This is a genomic window from Nocardia tenerifensis NBRC 101015 (genome assembly GCF_000308715.1).
Lineage (GTDB): Bacteria > Actinomycetota > Actinomycetes > Mycobacteriales > Mycobacteriaceae > Nocardia > Nocardia tenerifensis.
In genome coordinates this window covers 30,999-43,497 of sequence record NZ_BAGH01000055.1, presented here as the reverse complement: position 1 = coordinate 43,497, position 12,499 = coordinate 30,999, and the positions used below count along the sequence as shown (strand labels likewise).

Below are 12,499 nucleotides of genomic sequence, written 5' to 3'. Positions count from 1 at the left end.
CAGCGAGATGTCCTGTTCGAATGAGTTGCTCCACACGGTGGAGGTAGGTCAACCCGTCCTCCGTGGCCTACAGCACTCGGGTCGTTCCGTTTGGGACCAACGAAGGAACGGCGTGGCTCCGATTGACTCGGCCCGCCCGGCGACAATAGAGACAGGGCCACGGTGGAGGCGGCCCAGTCGTCACAGCTTAGATCAGTACGGCTTCAATGATCAGGCCTGCGCAAGATGGCGACGGATACCTGCATGACTGGTGGAACGCAGCAGGTGAAACCGCGCCCGAACCAGGGCCGAAAGCTCAATCGCCCAGTGCATATCGTGAACATCGATGGCTTGCGCCAGAATGAGGACGCGACCCGGTACCCGCCACCGATGACGGCCTCGCCGCACCGCACTAGCTGATGAACTCGTCAACCGTGTTCCGCATCGTCGAAAGTTGCAGGAGCGCTGGCGATCTCGGCCGCCAATCGATGTCCCGTCGCAAGCGCACGACTGGCGATACAAGCAAGCGCAAGTGCGCCGAGACTAACGGACACGAACTCGCGCACCCCCGGAGTTCCGCTGCAACCAGATAGTGCGTGGTCGGGCTTTGCTCTATCCTGCTGCGACATCAAGGATCGCTACAGCATCTTCCACTCACCAGCCCGACGCATCGACCTCTGACCGCTTCTCTGAGATGGCAATCCCTGTAGCCTCGTCCGCAGCACACTCACTACTAGAGATGGTGCGGGAACAGCCCCGCGCCGGGGAGCGGGTTTTGGTGGCAGCGTCGGACTCGGTGCGCCTTGATCGGCGTGCATTCCTGCTCGCGCTCGGGCTCGTGCCCGCTGCAGCAGCACTGGTCGGATGCTCGGACGACGAGAGCAAACCACTCACCGCGGTGGACTTGAGCGGCGCCGACGAGACCATCCGTCCACAGGACGATCTGTATCGCTACGTCAACGGCAAATGGCTCCGCGAGTTTCAACTGACGCCGGACAAGGTGTCGGTGGGGGCATCGAGCGAAGCGTCGGACCGAACGGAGATGCAACTCCGCGCCATCATAGAAGGCATCAAAGATCCCAAGGCCGGCTCTGAAGCGCAGCAGATTCGCGATCTGTACGACGCCCGGCTCGATCTCGACGAAATCGAACGACAGGGTATGTCACCGCTGGAGGATCTGTTCGCCAAGATCGATACGGCGACCGCTAAGCAGGATCTGGCCAAGGTCATGGCCGAGTTGCCTATCGCAGGCCTCATCGGGTTGAGCGTCGGCATCGATCGGAAAGACTCGACCAAGCACATTCCGACGCTGACTCAGTCAGGCACCGGCCTCAACGAGCAGTACTACCGCAAGCCTGAGTTCTCTGTACAGCTCGATGGATACCGTACGTTTCTGGAACGAATCGCCATTGGAGCCGGATTCCCAGAGCCGACAGCTATGGCACAACGGGTATTCGACCTGGAGAAGCGGATCGCGGCTGGGCATTGGGACAGCGTCCGCAATCGAAATGCGGACGCGACATACAACGTCCGCAGTTGGAACGAACTGATCTCCAGCGCACCTCAATTCGATTGGGATGCTTGGTTGGCCGGTACCACCGATCAACCGAAACGACTGTTCGAAACGTTGGTGGTAGGTCAGCCTTCGTACATCGTCGAGGCCGGCAAGTTGTGGGCTGACGTAGACATTGCTCTCTGGCGCGACTATTTGAAGTTGTACCTCGTTCGTACATACGCCAAATTTCTGCCCAAGGCAATCAACGACGCGAACTTCGACTTCTTTGGCCGGATCATCAACGGCCAGGACGAGCGTCCAGAGCGTTGGAAGTCTGCAGTCGCGACGATAGACGAATATCTGGGTGAGCAGCTAGGTAAGCTGTATGTGGCGGAATACTTTCCACCGAAAGCCAAAGACCGCGCCATAGAGATGGTCGGCGATCTGATGGCTGCATACAAGGAAAGTTTCACGAAGTCCTCATGGATGTCACCGGAGACCCGTGCAGCGGCGATAGCAAAGTTGGAAAAATTCGATACGAAGATCGGCTATCCAGATAAATGGGTCGACTATTCTAAACTTCAGGTCACGAGAGGCCGGCTAATCCATTCCTTGCGTGCCATCAATGATTTCGAAGCGAAGCGTTCGTTCGACCAGCTCGGCAAGCCAGTTGATAAGGCCGAATGGAGCATGACCCCACAAACCGTCAACGCGTACTACCAGGCAACCTTCAATCAGATCGTTTTTCCGGCGGCGTATCTCCAGCCACCGTTCTTCGACAAGGACGCAAAGACTGCGGTCAATTATGGCGCGGTCGGCGCCACCATCGGACACGAGATTGGACATGGATTCGATGACCAGGGATCCAAGTACGATGGCGACGGGAACCGCCGAGACTGGTGGACAGCGACTGACCGGACTGCATTCGACGCCAAAACCAATCAACTGATCGCCCAATATGACGTGCTCGTGCCCGAGGGCGTCGATCCAGGTAAACATGTCAACGGTGAGTTCACCGTCGGAGAGAACCTGGCGGACCTCCGGGGACTGCAGATCGCGCTGGCCGCCTACCTGCGCGCAGCGCAGCGGAGGGGTGAAGAACCGGATCTCCGGACGATGTTCTTGTCCTGGGCCCGCAGTTGGCGAGAAAAACAAACGAAGGAGTACACAGAGCGACTTCTCGCCATCGACACCCACTCGCCTGCAGAGTTCCGCTGCAACCAAGTGGTTCGCAATCTGCCGGAATTCTACACAGCTTTCGACGTCAAAGAATCTGATCGGCTGTACCTTCCCCCGGACCAGCGCGTCGCACTGTAACAAGGTCGGGCCGTGCATGTATCGACGGCCCGACCCTCCTCGCCCAGTTTCGAAGTAGTCACAATTAGCCGCGAGTATTGATCGGCGGGACCTGAACCTCGTACATGAGGCGGTAGTGACCTTCAGGGTTCTGCATCAACTCATTGTGCGACCCAGTCTCCACGATCCGTCCACCTTCCATGACGACAATTCGATCAGCCTTTCGCGCGTTGAGTATGCGGTGGGTGACAAAGATCGTCGTCACTTGGTTCATCGACTCTTTGCTGCTGGTCAAGAATTCGAGAACCTGGCTCTCGGCGTGCGGATCTAATGCGGAAGTCGCTTCATCCGCTATCAAGATGGAACCATTGCGTACCAGTGCGCGGGCGATGGCCAACCGTTGCCATTGGCCTACAGAGAGATCACGACCGTCGACAAACCTAGTCGATAACAGTGTTTCCATCTTGTGTGGCAACGAGTCGATAACATCACCAGCGCCGGAAACCTTAAGCGACCGATCCCACCACTCCTTGATGGGAAGATCTGCATGGCAACCGATTTCCACATTGTTACCAGCCGTAGTGGGCCAGGCCATGGGGGTCTGCGCGACAAACGACACGTTCTTTCGAATATCATTCTCTCTCACATACGCCAGATCGACACTATTCCAAAAGACCTTCCCGATCGAGGGCACATATAACCCGCCGATGATCTTAGCCAGCGTCGACTTCCCTGAGCCGTTCCGGCCGACAATCGCGACGACTTCACCTCGACCTATTGTTAAATTAATATCGCACAGTGACGGCCGGGAGTGGCCCGGATAGCAGAAACCGACGGCGCTCATCGTGATAATGTCAGGACCCGTTTCGAGGAACGCGACCGAGCCGACCGACCTGCGACGCTCAGCAGCCCCTCGTAGTAGATCCTTATAAAGCTCAATGCTGAAGCCCAGTTCGAATAGGTTGTACAAACGGCCGGCCGCACCAGTCACCGAAGTTATAGACACACGCATCGCTACTGCCGCAGCACCCGCCACTGCCACGTCTATCCACCGCGTATACAAGAGAATGGCGAGCACACCAAAGGCTACTGCGCCGGATAAACCTGATAGTGCGCGCCCAGCCAGCTGTATACGAGCTCGCTTCAGCCCTGACGTTATTTCCTTTTGACACAACCTTTTAGAAACCAGCTCATACTCGACAATAAGTCGATCTCGAAGCCCAAATACCGCTCTTTCCATCGCAAATCTACTGTCGGTAGATATCTCAGCAAGAATCGACTTCTGCAAATGATCGGATACCGTCCCAAGCATATGCAAGTTGTTTAGTCTACTGCTACGAGAAGCGGCCCACGCCGACGGAACGCATGCCACGACAACGCCTATGGCGAGTAATGGATGAAATAACGATGTTGCAACGACAGATGCAGTTACCGTCGCGATAGATGACAGCAGTCCCAACAGTGGCGTCACACTGTTCGCCAACGCACGAACTCCCGCTTGTCCACCCTGTGCCGCCAATTCACGAAAACTCGCGTCCTCAAACGCGATTACATCGATACCTGACACCACCCGCGCGAGATTATTCTCGGCTGCACATGCTACATGGGGACGCACGCTCGCTTCGACTGTTCGTTCTAGGCTTTCGATCAGGGCGCGCGCCGAGTAGATGACGAGCACGAGCGAGACTTCAGGGATTGATTCAGAGATCCGCTCAGGAGTAATGGTAGTTCGCAGAAGCACAGAAAGCGCATCAGCTGTCGCCAATAGGCCGAACGCTGTCAGAATTCCACTGACTACGCTAATTACTCCGGCAGCAATTACCAGCAGCGGCGCAGCACCCCAACCTGTAGCGATCGTCAGCCGCAAGGTCTTAGGAAGGTTGCGGAAGCTGTCGACGGTGCTCACCGATGCGACACTGTGTCGATCCTTCACCCACCCGGGCTCAGCGATATTCTCCAGGGCAAAAAGCAGTGATCTCGCTTGCGGTCCATTCGCCTTGGGAAGTCGAACTTTTCTCACTGTCCCACCCCATATAATTATCCCGCTTAATCGTCGACTCATGTAGCCGCACGGCAACGCCGTTACACTAGTATGCTTAACATCGAGTGCAACAGCGCTGCCACTACAGCCTATTAGGCTACTTAGTCCCAACCGCAGTTGTTATGACTAAGCACACTCGGGCCCTTGCATTTAGACCAGCTGACCCCACTCCAGGCCGTCTGATATTCGCCTGGGTAGCCCGGGTCCTCTGTCATCTTTTGGAGGTCGAGGACATTGATTTGCGTCATCCGATTCCTGACTTTCTCGTGAAACTACATCTCGGTGATTACCGAGACTCATAACGCCGTTCCATGGCGTCACGTTTGTAGAGGCTGAAGCAGCCCGTAGTACCCAGATCTGACCATATTTGCCACATGAATTATGCCGCTAGCGCCAGTCGCGAAATCCGTGGTAACCCGAAAGTTTTCATCACTCGGCACCGCCCAGGCTTCGAATGAGGTATAAACGGCCATGGCGCGGACCGAGGTATCCAGATCTGCAAGCGGCGCCAGATCGGCTCCCATGAACTTCTTCAGCCCGTTTCTGCCATAGAACAACCCGGAGTACCCGTTGAACAAACCGCAACTTGCGCTGAACGTAGGGGCACAGGCGGTAATTAGGTCGGGAATGACAGCGCTCACCGCGGGATTAACGAGGTCAGCGGGGATATCGTGTAAGACGACACCAAATCCTGCCGATCCAGTGGCTAGATATGGCAGCAGCCGTCCGTTGTCTTCAAATTGCAACCCACCTCCCGGTGTGAACTCGTAACTGCGCAGCTCGCTCATCAATGCATGATTCATCGCATCGATGAAAAGGGTGCTTCCGAAGCGGATATACGCTTCGGCGAATAACCACGCCAGCCCAAGGTCCCCGTACATAAGACCCGAATTCTGCAACACGAACCTGTTCGTCCTGATGCTGCGTACTTTATGATCCATGCCCGTGGCGGCAAGATATTGACGCGCAACTTCGCCAATGTCCCGTTGGAGGTTACTTGAAATCTTTTTAACGACAGCGCCATACGCCTCCGCCTTCAGCGCTGCAATTAAGATGCCCGCCGCTCCGTCGAATACTCGCATGCTGGGTGCACTACCGAGCAGGTCAACACCGTCGATTAAGGCTACAGCATCTGTTTCGGCACCGAGGCGAAGCAGGCCGTACACGGAGCCACATAGCCCGTCGAACATCCCTACTCGGGTGGACCGCTGCGCTTCGTTGGTGATGCCGATAATCAATGACTCATCACGTTCAGGGTAGAGCGCAATCGCATGACCCGCAAAGCCCAATCCGACACCGCTGAGTTCATCCTCAAACACACTGTAATGTACGGGCAGGTGACCGAATCTACTTTGCGATGCCGCCATCACGGCGGGCATATCGGCGCGCAACTTAGCAATGAAATTTGCCACCGGTGGCTCGATGTCCGATTTTTCATGTAAACCGATATCTACTAATATACGGCGGCGCGTTTCGATCATTTGAAGCATCGCGGCCGGCGCTGAGCCATTCTTAGCTGATATTTGCTCCAGCAGCACAGGAAGGGCCCAATTGTATCGTTCATCGGTGATATCTTCATGCTCAACCCTTGCGGTCAGCATATCAGTAATCAACTTCGTTATTGCGTATCGATCGGCGTGCGAAGTTTCAATCTCATCCGGCACGGTGTATCCAGGAGCATTGATTGCTCGCGTCAACATTCCGACAAGCGACGTCGCTGTCTCAAAGTCGATTATAGCAATACTTAAATTGCTAGGGTCGACTAGAATGTTCTGCGGATGAATGTCACCATGAACAACGTCAGCGGCATTAATTCCGGCGACAGCATCGATCAGTCGGTTCACTATCTGATTGCATCTACTTGCGTATTCTTGCCAATCCTTTGGCAACGAACTGTACAGCGGCATGTTCAGCACAATCCATCGTTCCAGAGTCATACCCACCATCTTGGACAACGCGACCATGTAGTGGCCACCTACATCCCCTTCCCATACGACACGAGGGGTCGCTTCGGCTCCGGCCAAACGGCGGAGTACCTCTGCCTCGTGCCTTATGCGGGCGTGCCCATCAGCAGCATCCCTCGTATAACCGGCATGCCTTCTGCCTTCCTTGACAACCACCTCTTCGCCGGTGGCGATCATGTAAGCTGAATACACGCCGCCTGCGTTGGATTGTCGGATGACCGATTCGACATTGAACGGAACGTCATATAGTTCTTTACGATCGACGGCAGGCTTCAAGAAATCCGGTACGGTGACCCAGTCCGGCAGGATGAACCAGGGCTGGCGTCGATCTTCATCCCATGAACCATCAGGTCGCAACACGCAGAACTTGCCATCATGTTCCATACGCTTAAATGCCCCGAAGCGGACGAATACCGGCCCATTACTCCAGCGTACATCGGAGAGGATATGTGGACCCTCAATATGCCTAAGATGGTCATCGAGTCTCCTGAGTGTCTGCTCCAGAAGATCAATTCTCGGATATATCGTAACCAGCTTTCCTGCAGTACTACGATTCGCATGCTTGGAATTATACAAACGGTACTGCGGAATGGATGATACATACTTGAAGGGCATTGACTGTGTGCTGCAAATATCTACCGCCGCTTTAATGACTTCTTGCTCACGACCGAACGCAGCGCTCAGATGAATCTTCCATCCTTGGATATCGATCTGCGGACCCAATTTTGGAATCAGATTGGTCCAGTAGCCCTCTGAGACGACCTCGTATCCAGTCAAATCCGCGTCAAGCACAATCAGTTCATAAGCCCCCCTAGAGCCCGGGTCCGTATAGAACTCGCGATCACTTATGCAGTACTGTTCGAATCTCAAACGCTCACCCTAATGTTGACCACTGCTGTACGCTGTGTCAACTTTTCACCGATTCGGTTCGAACGTCAATATCGGAACCTGCCATGAGTCTGCCAATGCCTGCCAGAAGCCCACTGCCGGAATGCTGCCATCCAACCCGAGCACCTTGCGCGCAGTCAGTGCATGTAGTAGTTCTTACTTCACGTCGAGACGTTCCTTTATTTCAACCGTTTCCACGCCATCGATGAGCCGCCCGGGACACTGCACCAGTGTAGCGATGTCGCTGGTGACGCACGGTGGGATCATGAATGAATTACCGGTCGATGCGCCCGGCGGTTAGATTTAGTACGAAGATGCTACCGCCCGCGTTAGCTTCCCATAATGTCGCCTCAATAGGGAGAAACTACTCGCGAGAAGCCGGTGTGTCTTGGCTACGTCTCGTGCTGTCGAGGCTTCGAAGCACCGATCCGACGACGTGGAGGTATCGATGAGCAGTCGAGGCATACCGAGGGGGCTCGATCGGCGCGCATTTCTGCTCGCTGTGGCGACCATCCCCGCGACTCTCACCCTGGCGACGGGGTGTTACGAGGGACCACATGTCGGTTCCGGACCAGATCTGAGGGATGCAGACACGATGATCCGCCCGCAAGATGATCTCTATCGGCATACCAACGGCAAGTGGTTGCGCGACTACCAATTGCCGCCGGACAAGACCGCCTACGGCACCGGCTTCGAGGTCACCGACCGCGTCCAGGACCAGCTCAGGACGATCATCGAGGCGATCCACGACCCGGCACCCGGATCCGACGAGCAGCGGATCCGCGACTTCTACGACGCCTGCCTGGACGAGAGCGCCGCGGACCGGCTCGGCATCGCACCCATCGCGGACCTCCTCCAGCGTATAGACGGAGCCGTGACCAAGGGGGATCTGGCGCGTGTGATGGGATCGATCGCGCTGGAACTGCCGCACAACAACGCGCTTGCCGCGTGCAGCCTGTTCGCCATGGTGGTGTTCCCCGACGGGAAGGACTCGGCCACGTACCGTCCGCAACTCGGCCAGGCCGGATTGCGGTTCAAGGCCTCGTTCTTCCAATCCCCCGCCATGGCCGACCAGCGGACCGCCTATCGAGGTTTTCTCGAGCGGATCGCGCGCACGGCCGGGTTCACCGAGCCGGCGGGCATGGCAGGACGGGTTTTCGAACTGGAGCACCGCATCGCCGCGGCGCACTGGGACGAGGTGCGCAATCGCGACGCGTCTGCCACCTACAACCCCCGGCGCTGGCATGAACTCCTCGATATGGCACCAGGATTCGAGTGGGACGCCTGGCTCGGCGCTTACTCGGACAAACCGGCCCTCTTCGACACGATCGTGCTCGCGCAGCCGTCCTATGTGGTCGCCGCGGCGCGCCTGTGGTCGGAGGTCGATATCGCGGAGTGGCGCGAATACCTGCGTCTGGGGGTCGTCCGGGAGTTCGCCGCGCAATTGGGTCGGGAGTTCTCCGACGCGAGTTTCGAGTTCTTCGAACGGACCCGCGGCGGTCAGGCGCAGCGGCTGCCGATCGAGAAGGCGGCGATGGATTCGGTCACCACGTATCTGGACCAGATGCTGGGCAAACTGTACGTGGCACAGCACTTTCCGCCGGAGTCCAAGGCGAGTGCGGATGAGCTGGTGGCGAACATCCTGGCGGCCTATCGAGAGAGTTTCGAGCAGAGCGGCTGGATGTCGCAGGCCACCCGCGACGCTGCTTTGGCCAAGCTGGAGAAACTCACCGTCAAGACGGGGTATCCCGATACCTGGCGGGACTACACCGAGCTGACCATCGTCAAAGGGCAACGCATCGCCAATATCCGAGCAACGATGCGACACGAGTGGAAACGAATGTTCGGCAAACTCGGTACTCCGGTGGACCGGTACGAGTGGAACATGGCACCGCAGGAGGTGAACGCCTCCTACGACTGGAACAACAATGCGATCCTGATCCCCGCGGGCATTCTTCAACCACCGTATTTCGATCCCGATGCGGAGCCCGCGGTGAACTTCGGCGGTATCGGCGCGACGATCGGGCACGAGATCGGCCACGGCTTCGACGATCAGGGATCGAGGTTCGACGGTGAGGGCAACCTGCGCGATTGGTGGACGCCTGCGGACCGCAGTGCGTTCGACCAGCGCACCAGAGCTCTGATCGCGCAATACGACTCGCTGGTACCGAGCGGACTCGCGCCGGAAAACCATGTCGACGGCGCGCTGACCGTCGGCGAGAACCTCGCCGATCTCCGCGGCCTCACGATGGCGCTGGCGGCATTTCGCCGTGCCGAAGGCAACGAGAACCCGGACTACGCCCCAGTCTTCCTGGCGTACGCCCGGGCCAGACGCGCGAAGCTTCGACCCGAACAGCAGATCCGTCAGTTGGCCGCAGACCCGCATGCGCCCAACGAGTTTCGATGCAACCAAGTGGTGCGCAACATCGATGAGTTCCATGCGGCCTTCGACGTCGAAGAGGACGACAAGATGTTCCTGCCCGCCGATATGCGGGTGCGGCTCTGACCCGCATCCGCGTTCATGTGCACGATCGAGAGGCCTATGCTTCTAGTCGATCCACTGCCTGGATGAGTTCGGTGCGGCCGGTGACGCCGAGGGCGTTGTACAGCTTTCTGATGCGGCGGTACATGGAGCGTTCGGACATGTAGCTTCGTCGCGCGATGTCGGCCACCGTCAGCGAGGTTCGTAGCATCTGGATCAATTGCTTGTCGGCTTGGTCGAGTTCGGCGGGGGCGACCGGAGGTCTGCTTCGCTGGGTGAGGTATCGGACGCTGCCGCGGTTCGGGGTGGCGTCGGATTCCGGGCCTGCCGATGTGTCGGCGGTCGGTCGCTCGTGGGCCGTTGCCCGTAGTCGAAGGTCGGCGGCGCCGAGATCCGTTGCCCGATCGCACGGTATCGCCAGGTTGATGACGAAATTCGCGCCCGCCCGCATGGCGTAGTAGGTGGAGTGCCCGGTCAGGTCGTGGGTGACCGCGACGAGGAAGACGGTGGGGTGGTGTGCGCGGATGAAGCGCAGCTCGTCGGCCTGGTACTCGGTGTTGACCGGAAGCATGACCGGGCCGTCGGCGCGGCCGACCCGGGTGTTGATCTCGTCGTAGTCGATGAACTCGACGGCGTCGGCGTTCGGCACGATCCCCGACAGCCTCGGGCGGATGGCGTCGAAATTCTTGCGCAGGCCCGCGTGTACCCACAGCTTCGATTCGTCGGCGCCTCGGTTGACATGCATGCGTTCCCCTCGCACGAGGTCCTCGGCAACAGCGACATTGGTTCCCATGGAGCCCCCTCCCAGCGGATCCTTATCCGCTACCAATCGATATGACGCGAGACCGGGTATCTCGGGAGACGCGTGAGCGGCTCTCGAGGCCCCGAGCTCTGGCCTATACCTCTTCTGACGCAATGACATGCCGATCGGTTCCCTGCGTTGCGAAGTTTTCTTACGCCGCTCAGCTTCGTCGCGGACGTGTGGATCGCGACGTCCGATAAGCGCCGGTCCGAGCCGGGGCGTCCTGGGCAGACTGAGCGCATGACGCGATCAACCACCGATTCGATGGCCGTGCTGACCGGGATGTACGCGGCCGAGGGCGAATACCTGGCGGCGGGTGGGCCGGGCAGCGCCTCGTTCGACCTGCTCGCACCCTTCTTCGCGCCCGACGTGGTGCTGCACCAGGCGGCCGGCCTGCCCTACGGCGGCACCTGGCACGGTCACGATGGCATGGAACAGTTCTTCCTCGCGATGGCCCGCACCTGGTCGGCCTTCGACCTTTTGGAGCAGCGTTTTCTGGCGACCGGCGAGACCGCCGTCGTGCACACCCGCGTCCACGCCCGCTCCCGCGCGACCGGCAACGAGCTGACTTTCCCCATCCTGCAGACGATTACGATCACGGACGACCGAATCTCCGAGGTACACCCGTTCTATTGGGACACCGCGGCCATCGCCGCGGCGTGCGGCCCGGCACCGGTCCACCAAACTTAGCCGTCCGCAACGCCTTCCGTACTCACACCGCGGCCTGGGCAGGCGGCCAGACACGCGACAACGCGAGCAAGTTCCTCAGCTCGGCCGTGCGATCTTCGGCGGGCGGACGAATCACGCTGTGTGAGTGCTCTGTTCGGCCTGGCGCCGGGATGCCCCGCCGCTTCAGCTCGGCGGCCTGAGCGATGCGCAGGGCGTAGTCGCCGATGGTTTCGGCCCGGGACGACACGGTGTCGGGAGCGAATTGCCGCAGATGTAGTAGCGCGTCGCCGATCTCGACGGTCATGCGGTACAGACGGGAGGCGGATCCGGCGCGCGCGGAGTCCCGCGAGTGCAGGACCACCCGGGCCGCATCGTCGTTGCGGCCCAACGCAGTTCACGAACGCAGGCACGGACGAGCAGCAGCCCGGTCCACGCGAGGAACACATAGACCACCACCCAGGCCATCCGCTCCCAGTCCACGAAGCGATGCAGTGGCAGACCGATCTCCTCGGCCGCGGCACAGATCAGTACGGCGCCGCCGAAGGACGCGGCGAACGCGTCGTACCGGCGCTGCCGGCCGCGCACCGACCGCGGATCGGCGCCGCCCAGCAGCGCGGCGAACCCGAACGAATTGGACAGCGACAGTGCGCCTATCGCGAGGAACACCCGCTGCCCGAGATCCGGGTGGCCGAGGCTCGCGGCGGCCGCGTACCCGATGACCGACCCGATATCCCAGCTCAACGCTCGGTTTATCAGATGGTCGGTGCTCGTCTCGTTGACGAGCAACCATCGGCCACCGACGACGAGACTGGCGAAGAGCACGACGAGGCCGGTCAGCAAGGGTGGCGCGGAGTTCATCGTCGTCGAGAATAAATGCCGCCGC

8 protein-coding genes are annotated in these 12,499 nt (G+C 58.9%); 3 read left to right on the top strand and 5 right to left on the bottom strand.

Annotated features, from left to right (window positions below):
• Positions 1-718 precede the first annotated feature (718 nt).
• Positions 719-2,791 (top strand): M13 family metallopeptidase, encoded by a 2,073-nt coding sequence (locus ON39_RS04785; RefSeq protein WP_051186309.1) that lies wholly within the window; start codon positions 719-721, stop codon positions 2,789-2,791.
• A gap of 64 nt (positions 2,792-2,855) precedes the next feature.
• Here ON39_RS04785 and ON39_RS46710 read toward each other — a convergent pair whose 3' ends face one another.
• Together ON39_RS46710 and ON39_RS46950 are read right to left on the bottom strand one after the other, a co-directional pair.
• Positions 2,856-4,676, bottom strand: coding sequence for an ATP-binding cassette domain-containing protein (locus ON39_RS46710; protein ID WP_157195406.1), 1,821 nt, complete (start codon positions 4,674-4,676; stop codon positions 2,856-2,858).
• Between the two features lie 452 nt (positions 4,677-5,128).
• On the bottom strand, positions 5,129-7,567 hold the full coding sequence (locus ON39_RS46950; protein WP_146251080.1) for a class III lanthionine synthetase LanKC N-terminal domain-containing protein: 2,439 nt from the start codon (positions 7,565-7,567) through the stop codon (positions 5,129-5,131).
• Positions 7,568-8,258: 691 nt separating this feature from the next.
• On the opposite strand from ON39_RS46950, the gene ON39_RS04770 reads away from it, so the two are divergent.
• The gene (locus tag ON39_RS04770) at positions 8,259-10,169 is read left to right on the top strand and encodes a M13 family metallopeptidase (RefSeq protein WP_063713308.1); all 1,911 of its coding nucleotides are present in this window, start codon (positions 8,259-8,261) and stop codon (positions 10,167-10,169) included.
• A gap of 34 nt (positions 10,170-10,203) precedes the next feature.
• Here the strand turns inward: ON39_RS04770 and ON39_RS04765 are convergent, their stop codons facing one another.
• Positions 10,204-10,890: a helix-turn-helix transcriptional regulator gene (locus tag ON39_RS04765; RefSeq protein WP_051186307.1), complete on the bottom strand. Its 687-nt coding sequence runs from the start codon at positions 10,888-10,890 to the stop codon at positions 10,204-10,206.
• Positions 10,891-11,187: 297 nt separating this feature from the next.
• Between ON39_RS04765 and ON39_RS04760 the strand changes: the two genes are divergently transcribed.
• Complete coding sequence (locus ON39_RS04760; protein WP_040731389.1) at positions 11,188-11,637, top strand: nuclear transport factor 2 family protein; 450 nt, start codon at positions 11,188-11,190, stop codon at positions 11,635-11,637.
• Between the two features lie 22 nt (positions 11,638-11,659).
• Here ON39_RS04760 and ON39_RS04755 read toward each other — a convergent pair whose 3' ends face one another.
• Together ON39_RS04755 and ON39_RS04750 are read right to left on the bottom strand one after the other, a co-directional pair.
• Positions 11,660-11,920, bottom strand: coding sequence for a DUF6545 domain-containing protein (locus ON39_RS04755; protein WP_040731388.1), 261 nt, complete (start codon positions 11,918-11,920; stop codon positions 11,660-11,662).
• The gene (locus ON39_RS04750; RefSeq protein WP_110293494.1) at positions 11,917-12,474 is read right to left on the bottom strand and encodes a hypothetical protein; all 558 of its coding nucleotides are present in this window, start codon (positions 12,472-12,474) and stop codon (positions 11,917-11,919) included. The genes ON39_RS04755 and ON39_RS04750 overlap by 4 nt, the downstream gene beginning before the upstream one ends.
• Between the last annotated feature and the right edge of the window lie 25 nt (positions 12,475-12,499).